The organism is Mesorhizobium sp. M8A.F.Ca.ET.161.01.1.1 (assembly GCF_004792105.1).
Classification (GTDB): Bacteria; Pseudomonadota; Alphaproteobacteria; order Rhizobiales; family Rhizobiaceae; genus Mesorhizobium.
In genome coordinates, this window is the sequence record NZ_SRTD01000004.1 from 47769 (window position 1) to 72733 (window position 24965).

A 24965-nucleotide genomic window follows, 5' to 3' on the forward strand; every position below is an offset into this window, starting at 1 on the left:
AAGCCTCTGATGCGCAACGGTCACCGTCGTCGATGCTGTCGACGAAGAACCGCGCAGGTGGATTTTTTGCGACAAATCAGTGCGTTGTTTAGCTGTGCATAAGTGTTTTTGACCGTTGTGGTTGCCGACGAGTCCTGCAAGCTCGCCAGATGATTTCTGCAGGCTTGGATGAGATCATGTTTGAGATGGTGGTCAGCACCATCCGCCACATGCCAGGCCCTTTCTCCGACAAGGTTAACCTCGTCGCCGAGCGCACTCGGGGCGTGATCCTCTTCGAGCTTCGTGTCGATGGGGATCGGCACCTTCAACGCATCGCAGCGCTGGCCTATCCGACCGGGGGCCTCGGACTGATGGCTCTCGACAAACCTGGCCAAGCGGTAATCTCCCATTTTGTGGGTCAGGGTTTCGATGACTTCATCCAGCCCTTGGTTCGCTGGAACCTCCTCACCATGGCTGAGCAGGCTTCCGGCGACTGCCTTGGCGCGACACTTCTGCTGGTCGAAGCGCTCCGTTGCGAAGGCCACTTTCTTTGCCAACCCCGCTGACAAAGATTCGGCATGTTTAGGTCGTTGCCGCACGGCAAAAATCGACAAGCTTTCTCGTGGCGCGCAAACGGCCCGGCCCCGGTGTCGTAGCGATCTTGAATATCACGCGCTCTTCGCCTGGGGTGCAATCTGGGTACTTTTGCAGACGGGCCAGAAGCTTCGAGTCCGGCTGCGCGAACTCGATGGCGATGGCTGCGGGGCCGGCGCCGATCCTGACGATGCCGGCACCGGCGGCGGCTTGTTTCAGCCGGGCCAACTCAAAGAGCAACATCGTTTCTGGTGGCGGAGCGCCAAAACGGTCTTCCAGTTCGTCGGCGAAGGCATCGATCTCGGCTGCGCGCTCGATGCGTTGCAGCCGGGAATAGAGGTTGAGTCTGACAGTGGCGTCGGGGACATAGTCCGATGGGAACGCGCCCGAAATTTCCAGGTCGATCTCGGGCTCCGATATTGATCTGTCGTCACCTCGCGCCTTTTTCACCGCCCTTGCCAAGAGGCGCTGATAGAGGCCAAGGCCGATCAGCTTCATATGGCCGGCTTGGTCTTCACCAACCAGATCGCCGGCGCCGCGAAGATCGAGATCGCGCACGCTGATCGGCAGGCCGGAACCGAGTCGGTCCAAAGCCAGAAGGGTCGAGAGCCGCGCTCTCGTCTCAGGTGCGATTTCCTTGCCTGGCTCGGTGAGCAGATAGGCCGAGCCTTGGGCTCTTCCTCGTCCGACCCGGCCACGCAGCTGGTGCAGTTGTGCCAAGCCAAATCGATCTGCGCGAATGACGATAATGGTGTTGGCTCGCGGAACGTCCAGGCCGTTCTCGATAATGTTGGTCGAAAGCAGAATATCGCCTTCACCATTGGCGAAGCGAACCATCGCATCGTCCATCGCAGCGGGTTTGAGCTCACCATGTGCGATTAGAAGCGATAAGTCGGGCACCAGATTGCGCAATTCGGTGGCAGTCGCTTCGATGTCAGCGATACGGGGAACGACGCAAAAGCTTTGCCCGGATCGGCGACGCTCGCGGATTAAAGCGGTCTTGATCAAGACAGTATCAAATGGGGAGAGCTCGGTTCGCACGGGTCGCCGCCTCGCAGGTGGGGTGGTGAGCAAGCTTGCCTCCTGGACCCCGACCATCGCAGCCGCAAGGGTGCGCGGTATCGGGGTCGCGCTCATAGAAAGCACATGAAGTCGAGGCGCTAGGCCACGAAGCTCCTGTTTGACCCTGACGCCGAACCGGTGCTCCTCATCGATGACAAGCAAGGCGAGATCCGCAAATGTCACGTCCTGGGCTGCGATGGCCTGCGTCCCGATGACAATTCTTGTCGACCCGTCGGCAAGGCTAGCCCTGACCGCCTCCGCCTCGGCCGCGCCGACCGTGCGAGACAGAAGCGCGACGGTGACGTCCGTCCCCTCGAACCGTCGAGAAAAAGTTTCGAAATGCTGGCGCGCCAGCACGGTCGTGGGCGCCGCGACTGCTACCTGGCCCCCGTTCAGTGCAACGACCGCCGCTGCCCGCAATGCCACTTCCGTCTTGCCGAATCCGACATCGCCGCAGACCAGCCTGTTCATCGCCTTACCAGACGACAGGTCTTCGAGAACGGCGGCGATCGCTGCAGACTGGTCCACGGTCTCGGGGTAAGGAAACCTTGCAGCAAAGCGGGCATAGGCAGCGCGTGGCGGGTTCAGCACGCGAGCACCGTTCTTCTCGCGCTCCTTGGCCAGCCTGACGAGATGATCGGCGGTTTCGTCGATCTCCACGTCGAGTTGCGCACGGCGCTTGGCCCACCCGTCGCCCTTGAGCTTGTCGAGCGATACCGCGTCCGCCTCCGCCCCATAGCGCCAGATGCGGCCAAATTCGTCTACGGGGGCGAGAAGCGACGCGCCGCCGTGATACTCCAGCCGGACGGCCTCAGCGACTTTCCCGTCCAGCTCCAGCGTTTCAAGCGCCCGCAGCACCCCAAGACCATGATCTTCATGAAGGATGACATCGCCAACCCGCAAATCGGGTTCCTCGATCAGCCCGGTGCGAGTTCGGGTTGATGCGTTGAACCTGGTGCCAAAAACGTTGGCGCCTGCAAGGACAGCCAGCGCGGCGGTCTGATCGATGAAACCGTCTTCAATGTCGGCCGCGAACCGCACGACGCTGCCCGGCTCACCATTGAGGATGTCTGGCCACCTTGCGGCTTCCTCGATTTCTCGCGAGAGCGTCCGTCCGACGGTCCTCGCAAGGCGATCAACGTCGGCGGCCGCACCGGCAAGCACGACCCGCAATCCCGCCTGGGCCATTTCGTCTGCAAATGCCGCTGCGGCCCTGGACGGGTTCGGTTCGCCGATGAAGTCGGGAGTCGAGGTCAAGCCGGCTGTTTCAAGGTCGGTTCGCCGGGGCTTCAATTCCGCATTCAAGGCACGGCGATCGAGGTAGAAACGCTCCGCCGTCGGCTTGCGACCTCTTTGCTTGTCGCGTGCATGGCGAGCTTCGTCGATCAGTGTGATCGCGGCGTCGAAACGGTCGTCGACGCCTGGCCCCACGATGATCGAGGCTCGCGGCGAAAGCGCAAAGATGCTGGCCAGTTCGACATCGGCTGAGAGAATCCGCGACTCGATACTCGACACATCCGCCAGGTCGGCTTCCATATTGGCAGCCATAAGCTCCGTCGCAGGCACGATTTCGATTGTCTGCGCCGGTTCGAGCGTGCGTTGCGTGACAGGATCATAGGAACGGATGCTGGAGACCACACCGTCTTCAATGAAAACTCGATATGGATTCGGGGCACCGGGCGGATATACATCGAGCCCCTGACCGAGCAAGGAAAATTCGCCGGCCTCGTCGACCCGATCGTCGAGGAGATAACCAAGCGACAACAAGCGATCGGACAGCGCGTCGATGTCGAAAGGTTCGCCTGCGGACAGGGTTATGAATGCCGTCGCCATCGCCTTCACCGGCGCGATGCGTTGCAGCGCCGCCTCTGGCGATGTGACAACCAGTCGAGCCGGGCTAAAGGCTGGCTCGGCCATTGCGACCAGGGCTGCAACGCGCCTGCCCATGCTTTCACGCGAGGGTTGGATACGGTCATAGGGGAGGCAATCCCATGGCGGCAACAGGATTACCTGAGACTCGGGCATGAACGCCTTGCAGCAGATGGAAACTTCCTCCGCCTGGCTCTCGCTTCGCGCGATGAAGACCACGCCATCGGGGCCGGCATCACGAACGCGCTCGATCAGCCTTGCGCCTATCGCCGAGGAACTCACACGCCATGTGGTCCGCCGCTCATCGGTGGGAAGGTCGGCGTCAGGCAATGCACTCCGACCGACCACGTCAGGCGGACGATCTATGGGTTTTGGCTTTGTCATGGCATTCCGCTGGAGACGTTCTGTGTTCAACTTGCGCGCTAGTCCTCCGTTCCCGCTGGACACCGTTATCGCCGGCGCATGACTGAGGAGGGCAATCCAGGAGAACTGTGGGATGTCGGATAATTTCGAAGTCGCTGATGAACCAAAATGGGCCCGGGCAGTTAGCACTGGATGGAGTTTGAAACGATCATTGGCTCTCTGGCCGCAGTTTGCTCGACGACGAGTTTCGCGCCGCAAGCCTGGAAGATCATCAAGAGCCGAGATACGGCCGGCATTTCGGCGCCGATGTACGCAATCACAGTGTTGGGATTTGCGCTTTGGCTCACCTTCGGGCTTATCAAAAAGGAATGGCCGATCGTTATCACCAATGGCGTCTGCCTGATCCTGTCGACATTTATCCTGTCGATGACGCTCCTTCCGCGCACTAAGAAGGACGCCGTGGCAAACGCTCTGGATCCTGCCGAGCCGACAGAGCAGTGAGCAGTAGACAGTTCACGATCATGCGGTGTCACGACGTCGGGCTGCCCCTCCGGATTGCTCGGCATCTCTCTGCCGCTCAATCTCCTCTGGCTCTTTCTGATCGATCGTGGTCACCTCGTCTCGGGCAGCGCCGTTGGCGTGGATGAGTTCGTCCAGCTTGGCCTGAATCGCCTGCGTGTCCCGGTGCTCAGCGCGCTGGATGAAGAGCGTCATCGCCCACGTGGCCAATGTAGCGGCGCCATGCCAGTCGAGGCTTTCCCGCTCGAAAATTGCCCACAGGGCGCCGTAGCCCAGCAAGATCAAAAACGCCCATGGCCGCGCAGAGAGCGTGCCCAGTTTTGTAAGGATGCTTCCGACGTCCATGCTTCTGCCTCCGGTGAGGGGGTGGCCGCTCTATTTCGCCGTCAACGATCAATCCGAAGGAAGGTCACGTCACGGAATGAAGCCGGGCCTGTTCGAGAGCGGGCCGGAGCATTTGGCGAAAGAGCTGGCTGGTCGCCGAGGCCGAGCGACGAATGTCATAATAAGCTTGAGCCCTGACGACGCTCTTTGCCGACATGTCTTTCAGACGCTTCGGCTGTCCGATCAGGGCCAACGCTGCCTGCGCGACACCTTCCCAATCGCCCGCGTATTCGGACACAATCCCCGGCCATTCGCTTGTTCCTATAAGAATTCCCGTCTCTCCGGTTTCGATGATTTCCGAGACCCCCCCGACCCCGATTGCGACCACCGGCACGCCGGAGGCCATGGCCTCCAGGATCGCCAGGGGCATGGCGTCGGCGCGCGACGTATGCAGCATCATGTCGAGCGACGGATAAGCCTTATTTGGTTGCGGCCAAAGGCCCGCCATGTGGAAATGCGCGCTTATGCCTGCACGGCCTGCCGCCTCTGCTAGCTCGGTTTCCATCACACCGGTACCGATCATGGCAAAGTGGATGTCGGGCCGGCGCTGCAAAATATACTCGGCCGCCTTGAGGAATTTGTCGGGACCTTTTTCCCACGCGAGGCGACCGACAAAACCGATCAGGAAATCGTCGGGACCAATGTTGATGGCCCGACGAAAGTCCGCGGGATCCGCCGACTGGGGATTGTATGTCGACAGATCGACGCCATTGGGGACCAGGCTGACGGCATCGGGCGCAAGCCCGACCGCCATAGCCTGCGACCATGCTTCCCTACAGACGACGATCGTGTGGCTGCCGGTGTTGCGTACGACGCTGATTTCCTGCGGTTGCAGGCTCATGCCATGCAGCGTCGCCACGGTTGGTGTTCCGGTCAGTTTACCGGCAATCGCGGTCGCCGTGTGCGCGTTCATGAGATGGGCGTGAAGCAGATGGACGCCATGCTGTCGCACGAGCGTGCAGATCAACTCGATTGTCCGCCATGGGGGGTCGTCGCGCAGAGGCGCGATGAAGACGTCGCGGCCCTCGATGCGCAGCGCCTTGGTGAACGCGCTCTCGAAGGGACACAACAGCGACACCTTGTATTCTTCCGCCGGCAGGCAGGCGATGAGATTGCGGACGTAGTTTTCCATGCCGCCGACGATCGCATTTCCCAAGACTTCCAGAACGTGGATCTGTTCGCCGGGTTTGGCCACGATGTGCGGGGCGCGTGTCATGAGGCGGGACTGTCTTCGGCGGATTGGTCGAGGCGCAGCCATTCCGATGCCGTGTAGCTCATGATCGTCTTGCGATCCGATACGCTCACCTCAAGACGATCGAAGATGTCCATCACCTCGTCGATTGCCGCCCGTATGTGACTCCCCTCGCATGGAAGGAAACGGTCGCTTCCGAATTGGATGGACCGCGGACCTATGACGTCGATTGCCTTGCGGAAGACGTCTTCGCGATAGATCGGTGGCGGCCCAAAGGAGATATCGAAACGAAACTGGCTCTCAGCCGGGTCGATCCCATTGATGCGATCGATCACCCCGACGGCGTTCGCCTCATCGCACCAGGGCCAGCCGAGGTGCGCCAGCGTTACCCTCAGACCAGGGTAATCCCTGACAGCTTCGTAGAAGCTGGGCCGGCAAAACCGTCCGGAGCGTCCGTCAATGAAGATGCCACTGTGGAACAGGATCGGCAGATCAAGCCGGGCCGCGACTTCGTAGACCCGATGCGCACAATCATCGTAAGGATACCATCCGGTAGGCACCATCTTCAAAGCACGGATACCTGGCAACTCGGCGGCGCGCTCAAGATCTTCGGCCGCATCATCGTGGAGAGGATTGACGACAGCAAAGCCCACGAGCCGATCCGTGTGTGCCTTAAGCAGGTCCGATAGATATCGATTGCCCGCCCTCAGCGAGCCGGCGTCGGCGAGCGAATAGGGCGGTGTCAGAAACGGGGCGAGCAGGAACGCCACGTCCACGTCGGCCTGATCGAGCGTGTGCAGCACGCCCGCCGTTGTCTCCTGGCCTGTCGTGTGGAGATGCGCGTCTATGATCATGAGTGGTCTCCCTGTTCGACAACGAGCATGATCGTGCCGCGTTCCCGGAAATCGTACGCCGACATTCTATTGAGGGTCGGCATCCGCTAGCCGCGAGGTGCACATGGCAGGCTGAGCCAGGGGCTTGATGCGGGTGAGGGTGGGCTGTTCACGATGGAACACTGTATTCGAAGACGCTGGCACTCGCCTCGTCGACGACCCGGTACCAGCGCAAATGCTGCCCGCGCTCAATAAATGGACCCGCGACGATCTGCTCCAAAGCATCGACAGGGTCATGTCCGTTCACTGCATGGCTGGCGACGAGTTCGTCGCCCATCATCTCGTCGATCTGGTACCGGATTGTTCGTGCAGAAGTGCCCATCGAACGCAATCTCGCAGATCGGACGAAGTTCCGTCCCACGTGCACGCTCACGGCTGAAGGACGCCCACGTGCATAAAAGACAGTCGCGGAAGTGTTGACCCTGGCCTACACGACGCGGGTGGGCATCGACTTGGATGCCCTGATCCCCGTTATCACCGGATATAGCGGGTCAATGACGTCGAGGTCGGCGCGATCAATCTCTTCAAAGGCCATGCCTTGCAGGAAGGCCGTCGCTGCCAGGACATTGCCAAACTGTTCGGCCACGACTCCGGCACGCCCGAACCGTTCCTCGAACAGGCGTCGGGCGGCGCTCTGCGTCATAGCCCAGAACCACTTTTCAGGACCATCCAGCGCGTCGATCGGCGTAATGCCAGGAACGGTGGCCAGCACGACCCCACCAGGCGCCAGCGCTCGATGGACGGTCGCCAAGGCCCCACGGATGTCATAGATCATGTGGAGGGTCTGAGTGACGATCATGCAGTCGAAGCATGCTGCCTCGATGTCTTCCTCACGCTGGAGGTCGCACTTGATTGTGGCGCACGGATTGGCGCTTTCTGGAGAATCGATGATGTCGGACCGCACCACGCGCTCCCCGCCGAAACGTCTCGTGTAGACGTCATCCCCAATCTCGGCGACGCGGCCCTTGATGTCGCCGGCGTGCCGTTCCAGAAAGCTTTCGATATAATAGCGATCAAGCGGCCTGCCACGATCGCCACCAAATGCGCGGCTCAATGGCTCGATGAAGTTCAGATCTCCGAAGTCCACCATTCCCGGAGCGGGGAAATGCTGGCGTACTTTCATCATTGGGGTCTCCATTTCCAGCATTGGGGCCGATGCAAGATATCCCGGTGCCGATAGCCGAACGGAGAGATAGCTCACCGCTACAATTTCCAAACAGTCAAACATGAGCGCATGCGCCGGCGCTGATCGGCGTCATGTCCACTGAACTCAGCGCGGCGGCCCAAGTTCCTGCTGTGGACGTTGCTTCCGCGTGCCTCCTTGTTACGCTGGGGAAAGCCCCATCCATTTCCTAGAAGTACCAGCTGAGCCGAGTCATGGAAGCGGCACAAAGGTATGCTTTTGCCAACAGGCTTAACTCTAGGGTGGCCGATAGTCTTGTCGGGCAGTTGATCCGGGGGCATGCAAATCGCCGGCATTGTCTCCGGTGGCGCCCCAGGGTTGATGCCTGAAAGGGATCAAGCAACGAAGCTTTCAGCCTGGACCGAGCGCTCGGTCCCTATGGTCAGCCTGCCGAAACTATATTGATTGCCTGGTCCAGAGTGCAGCATCTCGAGCGAACCGCGTTCGCCATCGATAACCAGATCGAGAAAAGCATGGCACATGTCGATGGTCGGCGCGGTCGAATTGACCTGGAGCAGGAGCTCGGTGCTGTCGGGATAGTGGCATACGAGCCTGATTGTCGAGGCGGCATCCTTGCGGGAGCCTTGCCCTTCCACGCGGATCGCCGCCCATGCGCGCTGATCCGCGATGGATGCCTTAACCCGGGCTGCGGCCGCCGCGACTACCGTAAGCCTGCGCAAAGCACAGCATTCCTCGATGGTCGAGATTGTGCGGCCGAAACCCACGAGGAGGAGGGGTCGTGCCTCACACGTCCCGGATGCATGCTCCTCCCTCCACCAGCCTCGCCCATCAAGAACGGGATGGTCAACGGCCCCCCGCGCGGCCAGTTGTGCAATCGTCTGTGCAAGGGCGGTTGGCCGGGCGACGCCGCCCCGAACGTCGAACGCTCCGCTTTCATAAAATCCGCTCCGCGCGGTCAGCAAAGAGTTCCAGTCGACAGCGCCGAAGACGGACCAAGCCGTCACCGCGCGGACATCGATGCCGCGAGCCCTGGCCTCCTGCGCCGCCTTCCATCCCTCCGCCAGCCAGCGAACCTGCTCGTCGCGGGTCGATCCATTGTGCAGTTCAGTGATCGCGATCGGTAAGCGGTAGCGTTGCCAGACTTCGTCGATCCGATGGCCCAACTCCGCCTCATGGCGGCGATCGGACCGGACTGCTGCGCTATCGACATAGGCGTCGATGCCATTCCCGCCGACGCGTTCGTGCTCATAGCGGTCGACATTGTCGTCGAGCATCCGGTCGCTTGTCAGGTAATAGTCGAGGCCGATCATGTCCGGTACGCATGGCTCGGCCGCAAGCGATGACAAATCCGCAGCACGGACTCCTGCTTCCAGGAGCCGGCCATGGAAAGGGTGTCGATGATCGACGCGCCCGGCCAGCAAATCCAGAGCCAACCAGCGCCGTTCATTTTCATGGTCTGCCTGATAGGCCAGAGCTTCGGTTGAAAACACCCGCCCGACATCCTCCGTCTGTACCAGACCCGCCGCTGGCGTCAGGCTGCGAATCGCCCTCATCGCCCATGCGGTCGCCAGGCATTGGGCGACAGTCAATTGGAAGCAAATCGCCTCGCTCGAACCGTGCGGATGCCAGAGGCCGTAGAGCCCGCTCAGGCGCGCCGTGGTCAGCGGCTCATTGATGGGTGTGTAAAGCTTCAACCAGGGATAGCGCTGGGCAACCGCCCCCGCATAACGCGCGAAACTCCCCGGAAAATCGGGATCCAGAATGTCCAGCCAAGGCGGGCCGCTGCCATGGTGCAACAGGCCGGCAACCGGCTCGATACCAAGTTCCCTGAGACGACGGAGTCTGGCATCCGTCCAGCTCCAGTCATAGGAGCCGGGCGTGCGTTCAACCAGTTCCCACAACACCGGATAGCGAAGTGTTCGGATCCCGAGTGCCGCAATCAGCTCAAGGTCCTCGGTCCGATGCAGATGCCCGGTTTCCGACAATTGATCGCGCACGATTGGGCCGACGCGAACATGGCTGCATTCCACACCCCCCCACATTTCGAGCGGCCCATTCATTCCGCTGCCTCGACCGCGGTCGACGCGCCCGCAGCCAGCTGCCTCTGAATCCGTCCAAAGGTGGCAAGGGCCTGACCTACGACTTGGTCCATGTTGTAATATCGGTATGTCGCCAGGCGGCCGACAAACCAGACGTCGCGGACTTCGGCCGCAAGCGCTTCGTACCGCTTATAAAGCACTTCGTTTTCGGCTCGCGGCACCGGATAATAGGGGTCACCGACATCAGTCGGATACTCATAAGTGAGGCTGGTCTTCGTGCTTTGCTGGCCGGTGAGGTGCTTGTATTCTGTGATGCGCGTATACGCTTCGGTCTGGGGATAATTCACGACAGCGACAGGCTGGAACTGCTCTTGATCCAGCGTGATGTGGTCGAACCGCAGTGACCGATAGGGCAGCGCGCCAAGCCTCCAGTCGAAATACTCATCGACCGGTCCGGTATAGATCATCCGGCGAAACGGGATGCTTGCCCTGACGTCGCGATAATCCGTCTGCAGCATGATCTTGATATTGGGATGGTCCAGCATGCGCTGAAACATGCGCGTGTATCCTTCGGCGGGCATTTGCTGGAAGCTGTCGCCGAAATACCGATCGTCTCGATTGGTTCGCGTCGGAACGCGCGCCGTCACCGATTTGCTGAGCTGAGACGGGTCCACCCCCCACTGCTTTCGAGTATAGCCCTGAAAGAATTTCTCATAGAGCTCGCGGCCGACTGTGCTGACGACGACATCCTCGGCGGTGCGGATTTCTTCGACCCGCTCGCGGCGAGCGGCAAAGAACCCTTCCAGCGCCTCCGACGTCAAATCGAGATCGTAAAGCCGGTTGATCGTATCGAGGTTGATCGGAATGGGCAGCAGCTTTCCGTCGACTTGTGACAGGACGCGATGCTCGTATGGCCGCCACGCGGTGAACTGGGAGAGATACTCGACGATGGACTGGGCATTGGTGTGAAAGATGTGCGGTCCGTATCGATGGATCAGGATACCAGCCTCATTGTAGCAATCGAAAGCGTTGCCGCCGATGTGACTGCGTCGGTCGATCAGCAGCACAGTTTCATTTCGCTGGGAAGCGATGCGCTCGGCCAACACACTGCCGGCAAAGCCGGCACCCACGATCATCCAGTCAAACATTATCAAGCGCTCCGTCTGAACGCGACGACGTTCTTCCTCGAATGGGCGTGCTCGAGGTGTCCGGCCATTGCGACCCAGGTCTTCTCCCACGACATGTCGACGAGGTAAGCGTCGACACGGGAGAGCCAGCTGTCGCGTGGTCGGGCCAGGACGGATCGGATTTTCACCTCGGCATCGCTTGCATCGATGATCTCAACCAGACCTTTGGCGCCGTAGGTTCGTACGACATCAACGATCGCGGTGGAGACCAGCGGAACGCCGGCGGCGAGAAATTCCGGGGTCTTCGTGGGACTGATGTAGCGGGTGGCCGCATTGAGCGCGAACGGCATCCACCCCGCATCCCAATGCCTGAGATAGTTCGGCAAATCTGCATAATCCTTGCCGCCAAGCCAATGGATGTTGGCGGCTCGCGGAAGGCTGTCGCGATCGATCTTGACGACCGGCCCGAGCATGACGAAATGGATGTCGGGCATGCCGCGGGCTCCCTGGGCCACCAGGCCGACGTCGAGCCTTTCGTCGATGACCCCAAAATAGCCTACCCGTGGATGGGGAATCTGGATCTGGTCGTGCGGGTCCTCTCCGGTCGCCCTTGCCTGATGAAAGTGTGTGAAGTCGATGCTGCTCGGAAATGGAAATATCGAGCGGTGCAGGCCGCGCTTGGCTTCGTAAAGGCTTTGGCCGCCGGTGAAGACGATATCGGCGCGTTCGAGAAGTTTCCGCTCCATCTGGATCAGTTCAGGCGGAGCGTTCTTGAACGCGGAAAGCTCGTCCATGCAGTCGTAGACACACACGTCGCATAGGACGTGGTCGCTGAACTGCAGCGCCATCGGCGTGTAGTACCACAGTGTAAGCAGGTGTTGGGGCGTCGCCGCGATGAGCTGGTCAACGAAATTTCGCTGGATCTTTGTGGCATCCGCCGGATCTGTCCCAAGCGGTAGGATCGGCGTCACGACTGTGATGGATGGCGAGATCAGATCGGCTCGCATCGAGGCCTTCGCGACAGACTCGAAGATGGGCTCCTCGAAATAAACGACCTTCTGGGATTTCGAAGCGAGAGTCAGAATGTGTTGAGGACGCTGGTACACGAAATTCCATCGCAAATGAGAGAAGCACAATAACAGAGAGGAATCAGATGAAGTTACATGGTCCTTCGCTACTGCCCGGTTTTTCATTTAAGCGTCCCTTAATTCTGTGAAGAAATTCTATTAGGCGTGGCCGTACAACAAATGTTAATAACGGCCTTAAGATGTGATGTCAGCTAAGGGGCTAACTTGGCTAAGCGACACTCGTTCCGCTGCTGAATTGAATTCGATGCCCCTGAGCGAGCGGCAAGTCCGAACGCCGCCCGGGCTGGACCTGCGCAACGCAGCGGGTTCCCGTTGCGCCTGTTCGCGCAACGGTAGAAACTCGCCTGGTGAAACCGATTCTGCCCAGCGCAGTTGTCGGCAAAATCGAAGTTTTAACGAGGGTCTGATGTCAGTCACTTTTGAAACAAATGTCTTCCCATTGTTTCAGCCAACGAACGTCGATGATGTGAAGGACCCGTGCCCGGTTTTCGATGGGCACCGATGGCACATGTTCGGATCAAGTGGCACGGTGACGAACGAGACGTGGAGGATTCTCCATGCCTCCGCGCCTGGGATGGAGGGGCCATGGACCGAGCATGAACCGATCGTGCTGTCGCTCGTCGGATCGGGGGTGGCGGCCCCCGGTGTGATCTTCGAGGCCGGCGTCTTTCATATGTTCATCCAGACCGAGTTCATGAAATCGGGCGGCCGCTGTGAGCATGTTGTCTCGGACAACGGCTTCGATTGGACCCTGCTGGGGTCCGCGATCGATGCACTTCCCGGTACGGATGAGGACGGAATCTACGATCCGCATCCGGCCCTCATCGGTGGCAAGCGCTACATCGTCTATTCAGGCATGCCACGGTTTACCAAGGTTCCGCAGCCCGACATTTATCTCGCGCGCAGCCAGTCGGATTCGTGGTTTGGGCCGTGGAAGCGGGTTGGCAAGATACTCGACCATGCCGACTTGCCTCACCACAATTCGCGTGAGCACCCTGACTATGAATGGGGCATCGAGGGTGCGCAGCTTGTCGAGTTGCCGGGCGGCCGCATTCTGCTCAACGCCACATGCTTTCTCCCCGAAGGGCCCCGCGGCAGCCGCCAGCGGGTCTTTTTCGCGCTCGCCGAGCAGGTCGAGGGCCCTTACCGCACGGTCGGGCCGGTTCTTGACCCTGGAGAACCAGGTGAAAATGGGCATTCGACCGTCGTCATCGAGGGCAATCGGCTGGTGCTTTTCTACCAGAGCCGCAGGGCCGCGACAGGTCATCGCTGGCGGTACGGTGTCGCAAAGTGCGACCTGGCAAGACAGGCATGGTCCAACGTGGCTTGATTTCACCCATCAACGCTGGACCCAACGCCCTCATTCGGGAAACCAAGCCGAACACCAACGTCACTTCGCCCGCTCTCTGCTTGCGTCACTGATCTTGCCGCGGACGGCCTTTTCGGTTTCCGAGCCAGCGGTTTGGACGACGTCAGCAACTGTGTCGATGATCGAAGCAGGATCGGTACTGAAGCCCTTTTTGTCGGCCTCGTCCTTGACTGTCTGGTAGGCTTGAGCGGCAACATCCTTGGCGCCTTCCACGCCTTGATGGAGCAACTCGTTCGCCTTGTCGCGGACCGCGTCGCTTGTTTTACCGATCTGTTGATCCTCGAAATCGGTGCGTGGAAGCATTGCTCCTACTGCCGTCCCGAACGCCAGGCCCACCGCCGCCAGCACCAGCGGTTCCTGGCGAATCAGATCCACCGCCGCAGCGGTTGCCTTGCTGGCCTGATCAACGGTGCTCGCACCATATTGGCTTGCGCTGTCCGAAACACTCGAAGCAGCCCCGGCCATGGACGACCGCACGCCATCCGCCGCATCTTCGACGATCGATTTCGCCTTGTCGATTGCGCCCGACAAGGCGCCGGACACGCCGCTTGTCAGGCCCTCGGTGTCGAAAGGACGATCCACGGCCCCGAGATCATCCGCGAAGTCGGGACGCACCGTCGAGCGGGGGGCACCATTGACCGCAGATGGCTTCTGCGCTCCTTGTCCCGCCATCAGCCACATCAACCCCACGCCGACGAGAGCGACGGGAAGCGGATTGGCACCAACCTGGGACTTGAGGGCGCCGAGCATCGAGCTGCTATCGCCACTTGCAAAGAGCCCTGAGAACTCGTCGATGAGTTGGCCTGGCGTCATTTTGTTGCGAATGGATTCAGCGGTGTCGGAAACGTTGGCCCGCGCGATTTCGGCCTCACGTTGAAGTTCGGCGGATGTTTTCTCGATCATTTGACTTGGTCCTTGATTACCTTTGCGTCGCTCTTCAGCTGCGCGGCGGTGCGATCCGGCGTTAATTCGGATGGTTTCATATTCGCGGAGCCTGTCTTCACCAAGAAGAGGCCGAGGACGGCGACTACGATGCCGACCAGCAGCGACGACCATCCGGGTCCGAGAGGGGTCTTCGAGAGCGCGATCACCAGGGCCTGTAAAAGCACCATCAAGGCGGCCAGAAGGCAAATGGCGCCGCCCAGAACCTCGATTGCACCCGCGCCAGCTTTTTCGGCCTTTTCCGAGAGCTCAGTCCTGAGCAGCCTGCCCTCGGTCTGGACCAACGTAACAACCTGCTGCGACAGATCTCCGATCAGCGTCATCAGGCTTCGGTCCTCTTGGCTGCCGGGGGTCATGGCGTATGCCTCCCGGCTGCCACATCGGATTGGGGACGATCTTTAGCGTGGGCATCCCCCGACGAGCTTTTGATAAAGCGACCCAATGCCAGACCCGCGAGCATTGCTCCACCGAACAGCGCCGCCGGATTGCTGCCACCGAAAGCGCGGACTTCGGCCAGGACTTCTTCGAAGGGCTTGTCGTTGAGCGATGCGGACATACGCTCAAGACTGCCGGCTGCTTCAAGGGCAAATTTTGCCGCCGCTTTCTGGTCGCTGTTGGCCAGGTGCTCACTGGCCGCGCGGACGGCGCCGCCAAGCGCGGCGACCGCACCCGTCAGGGTATTCTGTGCAAGCTGGGCCTTGTCGAATAGCGCTTCCTTGCCTTCTGCGGCCACGTCCTTGGCTTTCCGGGAAATATCTTCCTTGGCCGAGCCAAGAATGTCGGAGGCCACGCGCCCCGCCTCGTCGGCGCGGCCGGCAATTTCTCGCTGGGCCTGCGAGAAATCGGGGTTAGGTTTCGGTTCAGATGCCATGCCAGTCTCCCATGTCGGGCCAACCATCAGTGGAGGCCTAGAAACGAAAGGATCGCGAGCACGACGACCACCAATCCGATCAGATAAATGACACCGTTCATGTGCGTGTTCCTCCTGACGGGGCAACTTGCCATTTCCTCAAACGTTCCGGCGTTCGCTTATTTATGGTGTCGGCTTGAGGTACATTGAGAGTTTCGTTACTTCCGCTTGCTCGACCATGAACCTCGGCGACTTTTGAAAGGCAGGTACGGAAGAGTTGGGGCTTGGATCACCGAGCAAAGCATGCGCGCGGCCGGGTCACGTCCGCATAGGCGAAGACCGCAACTGCATCGCCAGGCCCATCCCGGGTCAAAGCGGAGAAGCCAGCGTCAGCCTGTCCGCCCACGCCATGGCGACAGTACCGCCATCTCCGGATCGATCATCTAGACCGCCAGGAACGGCAAGCCAGCCATAGATTTGGACGAAAAAGGGTAGCGTCAAAGTTTTGAATTTTCAGCCACGCGCTTTTGTAAGAGCCGCTTGCCCGCTACTCCTCTGCCATCGGATTGGCATCGCTGATGTGGACTACACGGTCGCCGAATCCACACGCGCGCCACTGAGAAGATTTATCGGAAGGGCAACATATTTGCGCAACATCTGGCGGCGTGCGCACTTACCGAGAACAACGATCTTGGCCAGTTCACCGCTGCGGCGGTCGAAGGACCGCTTAGCGAAATCATGGGCGAGCCGTACGAGGTTTCCGCGTTCTCGTTCACCTAAATCAGATGACCAATCCTGAACGCGGTAGCGTGCTTAGAAAGACCGGGGCGCGCCGCACGTTTCAGCACCACTTTTCGGCACGTCGTTCTGGCGTCATGTTTGCAGCACGCTTCTTGCCGCCTTTGGCGCCAAGGATTTTGGCTGCCTTGGCATCGGCATCCTGCGCGTCGTCGCCTTCCTCGCCGGTGGCAAGGCGCATGACGCGGACGGCATTGCCGATGACGTCGGTGGGTCTCTTCTGGCCTTAAAGTCCGGTGGGCATTAATAATCCTTCGCCTCTAAGCTCGTGACGATCTTTTGGAGCGCCTCAATCGTTCGCTCGTAGTGGGCAATGGCGTCGTCGTTTAGGCTGGTGAGCCTTCCGCTTGGAGACGCGTTGCCAATCGTCGCGGTGTCCGCGTGCATTATCCGAATAGTCGCTTGGAGGTATTCGATTTCGTCCTTGAGACGACTGATCATATCTTCGCGCCAGCTCATCGGCTCCTCATGCTTTCCATTAAGCATATAGGCGTTTACGCAATTCGGCCAAACGAATCAGGCGTTTGCGCAAATTTCAAACTGAGACACTCCCCATCGTCAATCGAGATAACATCCGCATCTGCGGTTTCAGGAACGTTGTTTGCGATCCATCGGTGGAGGAAGTTGATGGCGCGGGTGCTCATCTGGCGATAAGCTCACCATCACTGTTCGGTTCCGGGTCAAGATCAAAGACAAATATAGGCGGTTGCGTTCACAGAATAGCGTCAGGCACGCCCGCCGCCCGGTTCTTGGCTCACCGGCGGACATAGGCGAAGGTCCGCTTTTCCCCTTCGATCTCCGTCACACGCAGCCAGTCGTTTTCCTGCCGCCTGAAGGTAACAGGCTGGCCGATGTGGGTTTCAGCGGCTTTGAATGGCAACTGTGCCATGACCATGGTCGAAGATACCACTGATCCGGCCGCCATAATCTCAACCCGATACTGCGGCATCTCGCGCCCCCGCGATTGATAGCCACTCAACCGCGATTCAATCAGCTTGTCCTAAAATGGTTCCGAGGCCTGGACACGTCTTGCAACGAAGCAAGGCGATGCGCGTTGCGGTCGATCGCAGGTGAGAGACCGCCGAAAAAATAAGTTGGGGTATCAGGATCGAAGGCGCGTGAGCGGCGATGAAGAATACGAGGTCGGCTGTTTCGCCAGCAAGTTCGGCCTGTCATCCCGCAAGTCCGCGAGTTGGTTGCAAAGCACGGTAGCCACCGCGAGACGCTGGAACGAGAAGCCAAAGCGCTCAAGGCTAGTCGATGATCAAGCTGGAAACGGCACGCTGCGTGGTCCGAGCTTCCGCGGGCAGGCGGTCGATCCGAGAAATGTCCGTCAATCAACGGCTGGAGAGCCCGCGCCACCTCGGGGGGGCGCGGGCCGACCAAGATTGGGTCTTTGGTCCCGGCAATTTCCACGGAGGGGAACCGGCCGCCGTGGCTCAATTTATTCTCAGCAGGAAGGTTCCGCAGGCGCATAAACGTGAGCCGGCAGGCAATGACTTCGCAGGCCGCGCTGACGGTACAACCTGGACGGCCATTCATCTCCCGGGCCGGAACATTCCGAGAATGTACGATCAACGTCCGCCATCCGGTATACGGACGAATGGACGTGAGCTCGGATGCAGGCGTGGTCGCAAAACTGGGTACTCCAACAGCCAAATCCGCGAGATTGTTCGCTGGTCGGCATGGATCGTTCGTCAATCTGCGAGTCCGATTGCCTGCACGAGGGCAACGATTAGGCCCAGGACCTATCGTTGTGGCCTTTGGACGTGGGGTCGTGTCGGACCGCTTTTCACTCCGCGCCCGTCCACGAAGATCTGTCCAAAGGGAACTAATAACCGATCGGTTAGTTCCAGTGGATGAACCTGAGTCAACTTTCATCGGACCTCGATAAGGCGTTCGCATCGCTGGCGGACCCCACACGCCGCGCCATTCTGGAGCGGCTGACGCACGAGGGGGAAGTCGCCGTCGGAGAGTTGGCTGAACGCTTCCCGACCTCGCTGACAGCAGTGATCAAGCATATCGACGTGTTGTGTGACGCGGGTTTGGTACGACGTACACGCCGTGGCCGAAACGTCTGCTGCAGTCTCGTGCCGGCCCCAATGGCCGAAGCCAAGGCGTGGCTGGAGCGCAACCTCGCCTTTTGGAACTCTAGCTTCGACAGGCTCGGCGAAATCGTGGATGGAGACAAGGAATGAAGGGGGCAAAGCTTCAGATCGTTCGACGCTTTCGAGCATCGCCGGAAAAGGTCTTTGCAGCATGTACCAATCCTTCTGTCATGGCTCGCTGGTTCGGGCCAAAGGATTTTCGCGTGATTGAACTGAACGCCGACGTGCGAAAAGACGGCACTTTCGCCTTCCGCATGGTTGGGCCGCCTGGTGAGATGGCGGCTGAAGGGACCTATGAGGTTGTCGAGCGGCCGACACGGCTGGTGCATACGTGGCTCTGGACGGACGGGCCGGCAACGTTTCCTCCAGATGGCATCGTGTCCCGCATTAGCTATGATTTCTCCGCTGACGGCACGGGCACACGCCTGACCTTCACGCAGGAGGGTCTCCGCGACCAGGATGAGGCCGATAGTCACGAGCAGGGTTGGGACGAGGCGCTCGACAAACTTGGAGCGATCCTTGGGGAACCGGCATGATCTCAGTCTCTAGCATGAACGCGGGCAAGCGGCCCGAGTTTCTTACGGATTCGCAGGAGGCGATGAAATCCGGGCGCGCCGGGCTCGGGCGCCGGTAACGTCGTCGTCTCTGCGGATCCGTTCGAGGACGTCCGCGTGAACGTCTAGGAGGAAGGGGACTCGGCGAAAGCGATGCTCGCATTTGGCGGTGGTGGTTCCGACAGCGCAATGACGGAAGTGATCGTCAACGCCTGTGTACGTCGACACTCAGTAGGGAAAAGCGGTCCAGCCTGGGAGGCCTGAAGGACAAGAGTGTTCGAAACAGCAGTGAGGAGATCCCTGACTATGGAAGCAATTCAGCTCTCACGCCGCTCGCTGCTTCGCAGCGCCGCTCTATCGCTGGCCTTTAGCGCGATGCCCGCCTTCGCGAAGCAGCCGGACGAGTTCTCGCCATTTTCCTTCCACGCCCCTGATGACGTGCTGAGCGACTTGAAACGGAGGCTTCAAACAGTTCGCTTCCCGGAAGCCGCCACCGAGCCCGGCTTTGCCCAAGGTCCCCAAATTGAAAAGCTGCAGGTACTGACAACATATTGGCGCGACCGATATGACTGGCGTCGGACCGAAGTCCGTCTGAACGGTTGGCCGCAGTTTAAGACCGAGATCGACGGGCTTGGCATTCACTTCCTCCATGTGCGCTCGAAGCAGGAGAACGCGCTCCCGATCATTCTCACGCATGGCTGGCCAAGCACCATCCTGTTATTCCAAGAGATCATCGAACCCCTGACCGATCCGACAGCGCATGGCGGCAAAGCTGAAGACGCTTTTCACGTGGTCATCCCTTCGCTACCGGGCTTCGGCTTCTCGGATAAGCCAAGTGAGCCTGGTTGGAACGCTGGCCGCACGGCGCGCGCCTGGACGGAACTGATGCAACGGCTCGGCTATGGCCGTTATGTCGCGCAAGGCGGAGATTGGGGTGCCTTTGTCACAACGGCCCTCGCACAGCAGAAGCCGCAAGGGCTGGAGGCGATCCATCTGAACTTCGCTCAGACCATTCCCGACAAGATCCCGGAGAAACTGGAGCCTGACCAGAAGAAGGCCGTGGATGCATTCAAAAAATTCCAGGAGACCGGCTTCGGCTACGCCATGCTACAGGCGACCAAGCCGCAGTTGGCCGGTTACCTTCTCAGTGACTCACCGATGGCACAGGCGGCCTGGCTATATGACATCTTTGACGGTGGGACCGGAGCCACCGGCAAGCCTGAGGACTTCCTGTCGCTCGATCATATGCTCGACGAGATCACGCTCTATTGGCTTACAAATTCCAGCGCGTCGTCGGCGCGTTTCTATCACGAGCAGGCGGCGATCCTTAAAGGGCGAAACAATCCCGGCGTTGTTGAACTGCCGGTAGGCGTCAGTGTTTTTCCGCACGATCTGCCGCCAGCGAAAAGCTGGGCGCCGTTAGTCTATCCGAACCTGTTCTACTGGAACGAGCTCAACCAAGGTGGACACTTCGCACAGCTCGAGGTGCCTGACCTGTTCGTTGCCGAGCTACGAAGCTGCTTTAGCAAATTTAGATGAGGAGATAGCCATGCTTGGACCGCTTGATGCCGTTAAGATAGCTTTGCAGGCCTATGCCGACAAAGACCGCGACGCGATAGAGGCGGTCATCGGCGATCCCTACAGCTTCACCAGTCCGCTGGACAATGCGCTAAGCCGCAAGACCTACTTCACACGGTGCTGGCCAAACAGTGAAGCCTGCACCGGGATGAAATTTATTCACGGCGCCGAGCAGGGGCACTGGGCTTTCATTGTCTATGAGACCAGCACCGGCGGCAAGACTTTCCGAAACACCGAGCTGCATCGCGTCGAGAACGGTCGCATCCTTGAAACCCAGGTCTATTTCGGTTGGGACGTGCCGCATAAGGCCGAACCGGGCGGCTTCCTGCAAGATGACGCGAGCGGCCACTCCTAACCGCCCGCTAACCTACTTTGAAGGACACAACGACCGCACCTTTGCCGGATGAATCGACCGGAGCCGAAGCAACAATGAACGATCCAAGGGGATATCGAGCGCTCTGCGAATACTCGATCGATCGCTGCTACCCCGCTTGTGCCGTTGGCCCTTCCCGAAGCGCTCCAGGAATTGGGGCTGTCAATCGTGGCATTTCAATCTTGTCCCAATGGGCGGCCTTAGCCCGCCTTTAGCGCAAGGAAATCGCCGGACAAACCTGACCAGGTGTTGGCCTGGACGGGCACGTGGCAATCCGGCAGTCCGACGCACCATCCGTTGCGCTGGCGCTGGCTCGCTGGACGCCGTTAATTGCTTGCACCAGCCTTTCTGAGCGATGCACATGAGATTTTGGACGTCTGAAGGTCCGTTATTGTTCACTCACGAACAAAAGCTGACTCCCCGCTTTCGCCCCAACCAGGCGATGCGGGGGCGGTTGAGAATTAGGCCTGCCAAGGCCATTTTGCGCATTCGTTCCGAACCTGAGTACGACTAAGACCCAGGTCTGCAAGCTGATGGTCTTCGAGCTCGGCCAATTGTTCGCGTTGGCAGTGGAGTTGGATCCAGCGCGATACCATCACAATCGCTCCTGTCACATTGTTGACGATGTGACGCACATGTGTCGCCATTGACGGCGAAGGCCTCCGCGCGTCAGTCAGCGGGTGATTGAACATTTCTCATCCTTTCGCGGCATCCATGTTGACCTGTGCCGCTGAAATGCGCCAATCTACGGGCGCGCGCAAAGCATGGTTTCTCGTGCTAGTCTCAATTTTTCTCATGATGTGGTGCGAAATTGGCTCGCCGACTGCCATCGCTCAATGCCCTCAAAGCCTTCGAAGCGGCGGCACGCCATGAGAGCTTCACCAAGGCGGCGGAAGAGCTGTCCGTGACGCAGGGGGCGGTGAGCCATCAGGTGAAGGCGCTGGAGCTCGAATTGGGCCTCCGGCTGTTCGATCGCGAACGTCAAAAGCTGACCATTACGCGGGCCGGGCTCTCCTATCTGGAGGTGGTGCGCGATGCGTTCGATAGCATAGCTCTCGGCACGCAGCGCATCCAGCATCTCTCACGGGCCGGAGCGCTGACCGTCAGCACGTCGCCCGACTTTGCCGCCAAATGGTTGGTCAACCGCCTTGGCCGGTTTGCCGAGACGCATCCAGCCATCGATCTCAGGATTTCCGCAACCATGCATCACGTCGACTTCGCCAGAGAGGATGTCGACCTTGCGGTGCGGCATGGCGATGGCAACTGGCCGGGGCATGAAGTTGTCCGCCTGTCCTCCGAGGAACTGTTCGCGGTCTGCAGTCCCCAGCTGCACCAGAGGATGCGCGAGCCGTCCGATGTGCTGAAATTTCCGTTGCTGCATCTTGATGACCGAAAGGATTGGTCGGAATGGCTCGAGGCCGCTGGCGTGGTCGATGCCGAACTCTCCCACGGACCGGTCTTGAACCGCGCCAGCATGGTCATAGACGCCGCTGTCGACGGCCAGGGCGTCGCTCTCGCCCGCACGACGCTTGCAGCGTGGGACCTCATCAACGGGCGCCTCGTCAGGCCGTTCGCCACGGCTCTGCGATTGTCCAAGACCTACTGGGTCGTGTGTCCCAAGGCGACGTCGATGCTGCCCAAGATCACGACATTCCGCGACTGGCTGTTGGCCGAGGCCGCTGATGACGTACGTCGCCTCAAGACGCCCGTCCCATAGTAGTACTTCCAGGGAGGCGTCGGCGGCAATGACGTGCGATTAGGTCGAATCTAATCCACTACCGCGCTGCATTAAGAAATTGAGAACACAGCTACATATGGTAGTCGCCACCGAAGCGCGCTGGGATCGGGAAAAGGCACTTGTCGCCGAGATTCTCGACCTGTGCGCCAAACTCCGAGGCGAGGGCATGCCGCTGACGCGGTCGGAGGCATCTTGACAGTCCGATGCTCCTTCAGGCAGCGCCGCCAAAGCGGTTGACCCTGAAATCGTCCAGCGGCGTTTCGCAGCGGCCGGTCGTGATGAGCTCGGCCATGACATCGCCGACGCCCGGTCCGAGCTGGAAGCCGTGTCCGCTGAAGCCGAAGGCATGGAACAGGCCGGGCGTCGTCGTCGACCGTCCCATGACCGGCAGCATGTCCCTGACATAGCCCTCGCAACCGGACCATGTGCGGATGATCGTGGCCTGCGCGATGGCCGGCAGCAGCCGCGCGACGGCGCGCAATTGCGCGGGCAGGCGCTTGGGGTCGGTGGCCGCATGGCCGGGATCGAGATCCATCGTCACTCTTTCGGCAGCTCCGCCGAACACGATGTTGCCGCGCTCGACCTGGCGCAGATAGGCGCCATGGTCCTTGTCGCGCGTCCAGATGCCGACCACCGGCAGAATCCGGTGCGGCAGCGGCTCGGTCACGCCCATCTGCGGGCCGCGGGCGTCAAGCGGCACCGCTTCGCCGAACTGCGCGGCGATGCGCGCGCCCCAGGCGCCGGCGGTGTTGAGCAGGTTTTCGGCATCGAATGTGCCTTTTGAGCTGGCGACGGCGAAGCTGGAGCCGGTGTGCCTGATCGTCTGGACCTCCGCGTTCTCGACGATTTCCGCGCCCAGTCTGCGGGCGGCTTCGGCAAAGGCCGGTGCGATCAGCCTGGGATTGCCGCTGCCATCATGCGGCGAGAACGACGCTGCGATCGCGCCGGGGCCGAGGCCTGGAAAACGGGAACGGATTTCATTAGGGCCAAGTTCCTCCAGCTCAAGCCCCCAGGGCCGCGCCGCTTCGGCATAGGCCCGCATGTCGGCAAGGCTTCCCTCGTCGAAGATCAGCCGGATGTGGCCGGTGGCGCGGAATTCGACGTCGCGGCCAAACATTTTTTCGGCCTCGCCCCACAGGCGGAGCGAGCGATGGGCGAGCGGAAGCTGTGATAGATGCCGCCCCGTGCGACGGATGTTGCCGAACGAGGCGACGGTTGCACCGCTGCCGATCCGGTTGCGCTCGACCAACGCCACGCGCGCACCGCGCCTGGCGAGGAAATAGGCCGAAGCTGCTCCCATCAGCCCGCCGCCCAGCACGATCACATCCATAGTCGTTCCTTAGCGCTGACGGCCGATCCTTGGAGCATCCATCTTGTCCGCGCCGTGCTGTTGCGTCAAAGATGGGTTTGGAGAGAAGCCATAACCCTTACCTATGGAGTGGCCATGCGAGCCCGGCAGCTCGAAGTGTTCATCGCCGTCATGCGCGCCGGCACCGTGACCGCTGGGGCGCGGATGCTGAATATTTCCCAGCCCGCGCTCAGCCAGATCCTGCTCCATGCCGAGGACGAACTCGGCTTCACTTTGTTCGAGCGGGTGAAGGGCCGGCTGCGGCCGACCCCGGAGGCGCTCGAGATATTTCCCGATGCCGAGAGACTGTCGGCTGGACTTGAGGGCTTGCGCCGCAAGACCACTGACTTGCGTCTTGGCCGGGCAGGGCTGGTGCGGGTCGCCGCCTCGCCGCCGCCGGCCATGGCGATATTGCCGCGTGCGTTCACCAAATTCCGGGTCCAGCACCCCAACATGATGCTGCGAGCCCATAGCGCGCCGATCGCCGCGATCGTCGACATGCTTCGCGCCGGCGATGCCAGCCTCGGCATCGCCCTGGACGATCGGCTGCCGCCGGATATCGAGGCTGAGGTAATCGGCAGCGTCGGCTTCGCATGTCTGCTGCCAGCCGGGCATGCCTTGCAGCGGAAAACCGAGCTGACACTCGCCGACCTCGCCGGGGAGGAGTTGATATCCTACCGCGGCAACACCCGTCCCGCCGACGAACTGGCCCACGCAGCCCGCACTCAGGGTGTCAGGTTTTCGCCGTCGCTCGAGATCGACGTCTCGATCTCCGCAATCGGCTTTGTCCAGGCCGGCCTGGGCATCGCCTTGGTCGACGCGCTGCTGCCGTGGCACCAGTTTTCCGGGCTCGCGGTCAGGCCGCTGGCTGCCGGACCGGAATTCCCGGTCGCGCTGCTTACCTCACGCGCCCGAGCCCTTTCGCGGGTCGACGAGATGATGCGGGACGAGATTCGCGCGGCCTGTGCCGCCGTGCTGGATGGGCATCGCGCGAACGCATAAGTAAGACTTATATCCTTGCTCATCATCCATCTTGGACCCGCGCCAGCCTGTC

General features: G+C 60.4%; 26 protein-coding genes. 8 read left to right on the forward strand and 18 right to left on the reverse strand.

The genetic code is table 11. The features are described from left to right. Positions 1-20 precede the first annotated feature (20 nt). Both EN804_RS11740 and EN804_RS11745 read right to left on the reverse strand, forming a co-directional pair. Positions 21-593, reverse strand: a complete 573-nt coding sequence (locus tag EN804_RS11740) for a hypothetical protein (RefSeq protein WP_135919466.1) — start codon at positions 591-593, stop codon at positions 21-23. Next, positions 562-3834 carry a DEAD/DEAH box helicase gene (locus tag EN804_RS11745; protein ID WP_189524503.1) on the reverse strand — a complete coding sequence of 1091 codons (3273 nt, stop codon included), beginning with the start codon at positions 3832-3834 and terminating at the stop codon, positions 562-564. Before EN804_RS11745 ends, EN804_RS11740 begins: the two co-directional genes overlap by 32 nt. 225 nt (positions 3835-4059) lie before the next feature. Here EN804_RS11745 and EN804_RS11750 point away from each other — a divergent pair, with 225 nt between their 5' ends. After that, positions 4060-4368 carry a SemiSWEET transporter gene (locus EN804_RS11750; RefSeq protein ID WP_127277630.1) on the forward strand — a complete coding sequence of 103 codons (309 nt, stop codon included), beginning with the start codon at positions 4060-4062 and terminating at the stop codon, positions 4366-4368. Between the two features lie 18 nt (positions 4369-4386). On the opposite strand, the gene EN804_RS11755 is transcribed toward EN804_RS11750, so the two are convergent. The 8 genes from EN804_RS11755 to EN804_RS11790 all read right to left on the reverse strand — a co-directional run bounded on the left by EN804_RS11755 (position 4387) and on the right by EN804_RS11790 (position 12358). After that, a complete protein-coding gene (locus EN804_RS11755) occupies positions 4387-4731 on the reverse strand; it encodes a low affinity iron permease family protein (protein WP_127277628.1) in 345 nt (114 codons plus the stop codon). Positions 4732-4795: 64 nt separating this feature from the next. After that, on the reverse strand, positions 4796-5986 hold the full coding sequence (locus tag EN804_RS11760) for a glycosyltransferase family 4 protein (RefSeq protein WP_189524504.1): 1191 nt from the start codon (positions 5984-5986) through the stop codon (positions 4796-4798). Further along, entirely contained in the window at positions 5983-6816 is an 834-nt protein-coding gene (locus EN804_RS11765; protein ID WP_127277622.1) for an amidohydrolase family protein, read from the reverse strand. Before EN804_RS11765 ends, EN804_RS11760 begins: the two co-directional genes overlap by 4 nt. A 148-nt stretch (positions 6817-6964) precedes the next feature. Continuing rightward, positions 6965-7177 (reverse strand): hypothetical protein, encoded by a 213-nt coding sequence (locus tag EN804_RS11770; protein WP_135863588.1) that lies wholly within the window; start codon positions 7175-7177, stop codon positions 6965-6967. Between the two features lie 105 nt (positions 7178-7282). Further along, positions 7283-7981 carry a methyltransferase domain-containing protein gene (locus EN804_RS11775; RefSeq protein ID WP_189343611.1) on the reverse strand — a complete coding sequence of 233 codons (699 nt, stop codon included), beginning with the start codon at positions 7979-7981 and terminating at the stop codon, positions 7283-7285. A 392-nt stretch (positions 7982-8373) separates the two neighbouring features. After that, the gene (locus tag EN804_RS11780; RefSeq protein ID WP_135919469.1) at positions 8374-10059 is read right to left on the reverse strand and encodes a family 1 glycosylhydrolase; all 1686 of its coding nucleotides are present in this window, start codon (positions 10057-10059) and stop codon (positions 8374-8376) included. After that, positions 10056-11186: a UDP-galactopyranose mutase gene (gene glf / locus EN804_RS11785; RefSeq protein ID WP_135863592.1), complete on the reverse strand. Its 1131-nt coding sequence runs from the start codon at positions 11184-11186 to the stop codon at positions 10056-10058. The genes EN804_RS11780 and glf overlap by 4 nt, the downstream gene beginning before the upstream one ends. Positions 11187-11188: 2 nt before the next feature. Continuing rightward, entirely contained in the window at positions 11189-12358 is a 1170-nt protein-coding gene (locus tag EN804_RS11790) for a glycosyltransferase family 1 protein (protein WP_127277614.1), read from the reverse strand. Between the two features lie 301 nt (positions 12359-12659). On the opposite strand from EN804_RS11790, the gene EN804_RS11795 reads away from it, so the two are divergent. Continuing rightward, the gene (locus tag EN804_RS11795; RefSeq protein WP_135863595.1) at positions 12660-13583 is read left to right on the forward strand and encodes a hypothetical protein; all 924 of its coding nucleotides are present in this window, start codon (positions 12660-12662) and stop codon (positions 13581-13583) included. A 60-nt stretch (positions 13584-13643) separates the two neighbouring features. Here the strand turns inward: EN804_RS11795 and EN804_RS11800 are convergent, their stop codons facing one another. From EN804_RS11800 to EN804_RS11830, 6 genes are all read right to left on the reverse strand, one after another. Beyond that, positions 13644-14525 (reverse strand): hypothetical protein, encoded by an 882-nt coding sequence (locus EN804_RS11800; protein WP_127277612.1) that lies wholly within the window; start codon positions 14523-14525, stop codon positions 13644-13646. Next, positions 14522-14920, reverse strand: coding sequence for a phage holin family protein (locus tag EN804_RS11805; RefSeq protein ID WP_135919470.1), 399 nt, complete (start codon positions 14918-14920; stop codon positions 14522-14524). The genes EN804_RS11800 and EN804_RS11805 overlap by 4 nt, the downstream gene beginning before the upstream one ends. After that, a complete protein-coding gene (locus tag EN804_RS11810; RefSeq protein WP_135919471.1) occupies positions 14917-15435 on the reverse strand; it encodes a hypothetical protein in 519 nt (172 codons plus the stop codon). Before EN804_RS11810 ends, EN804_RS11805 begins: the two co-directional genes overlap by 4 nt. Positions 15436-16255: 820 nt before the next feature. Further along, positions 16256-16393 (reverse strand): hypothetical protein, encoded by a 138-nt coding sequence (locus EN804_RS11815; protein WP_246693422.1) that lies wholly within the window; start codon positions 16391-16393, stop codon positions 16256-16258. 62 nt (positions 16394-16455) lie between these two features. After that, positions 16456-16671: a hypothetical protein gene (locus EN804_RS11820; RefSeq protein WP_135863599.1), complete on the reverse strand. Its 216-nt coding sequence runs from the start codon at positions 16669-16671 to the stop codon at positions 16456-16458. A gap of 295 nt (positions 16672-16966) precedes the next feature. Continuing rightward, positions 16967-17161: a hypothetical protein gene (locus tag EN804_RS11830; RefSeq protein ID WP_145972049.1), complete on the reverse strand. Its 195-nt coding sequence runs from the start codon at positions 17159-17161 to the stop codon at positions 16967-16969. A 910-nt stretch (positions 17162-18071) separates the two neighbouring features. On the opposite strand from EN804_RS11830, the gene EN804_RS11840 reads away from it, so the two are divergent. The 4 genes from EN804_RS11840 (at position 18072) to EN804_RS11855 (ending at position 20807) form a co-directional block, all read left to right on the forward strand. After that, entirely contained in the window at positions 18072-18410 is a 339-nt protein-coding gene (locus EN804_RS11840; protein WP_127277360.1) for a metalloregulator ArsR/SmtB family transcription factor, read from the forward strand. Beyond that, positions 18407-18856, forward strand: coding sequence for an SRPBCC domain-containing protein (locus tag EN804_RS11845; protein ID WP_135919472.1), 450 nt, complete (start codon positions 18407-18409; stop codon positions 18854-18856). The genes EN804_RS11840 and EN804_RS11845 overlap by 4 nt, the downstream gene beginning before the upstream one ends. A gap of 324 nt (positions 18857-19180) precedes the next feature. After that, positions 19181-20413 carry an epoxide hydrolase gene (locus tag EN804_RS11850; protein ID WP_135919473.1) on the forward strand — a complete coding sequence of 411 codons (1233 nt, stop codon included), beginning with the start codon at positions 19181-19183 and terminating at the stop codon, positions 20411-20413. Between the two features lie 10 nt (positions 20414-20423). Then, the gene (locus EN804_RS11855; protein ID WP_135863607.1) at positions 20424-20807 is read left to right on the forward strand and encodes a nuclear transport factor 2 family protein; all 384 of its coding nucleotides are present in this window, start codon (positions 20424-20426) and stop codon (positions 20805-20807) included. Positions 20808-21286: 479 nt separating this feature from the next. On the opposite strand, the gene EN804_RS38830 is transcribed toward EN804_RS11855, so the two are convergent. Next, on the reverse strand, positions 21287-21517 hold the full coding sequence (locus EN804_RS38830; RefSeq protein WP_348630901.1) for a DUF1127 domain-containing protein: 231 nt from the start codon (positions 21515-21517) through the stop codon (positions 21287-21289). Between the two features lie 119 nt (positions 21518-21636). Here EN804_RS38830 and EN804_RS11865 point away from each other — a divergent pair, with 119 nt between their 5' ends. Further along, complete coding sequence (locus tag EN804_RS11865; protein WP_135919474.1) at positions 21637-22542, forward strand: transcriptional regulator GcvA; 906 nt, start codon at positions 21637-21639, stop codon at positions 22540-22542. A gap of 232 nt (positions 22543-22774) precedes the next feature. Here the strand turns inward: EN804_RS11865 and EN804_RS11870 are convergent, their stop codons facing one another. Continuing rightward, entirely contained in the window at positions 22775-23893 is a 1119-nt protein-coding gene (locus EN804_RS11870; RefSeq protein WP_135919476.1) for an FAD-binding oxidoreductase, read from the reverse strand. A 114-nt stretch (positions 23894-24007) separates the two neighbouring features. Here EN804_RS11870 and EN804_RS11875 point away from each other — a divergent pair, with 114 nt between their 5' ends. Then, positions 24008-24913, forward strand: a complete 906-nt coding sequence (locus EN804_RS11875) for a LysR family transcriptional regulator (RefSeq protein ID WP_127277346.1) — start codon at positions 24008-24010, stop codon at positions 24911-24913. The last annotated feature ends 52 nt before the right edge of the window (positions 24914-24965 follow it).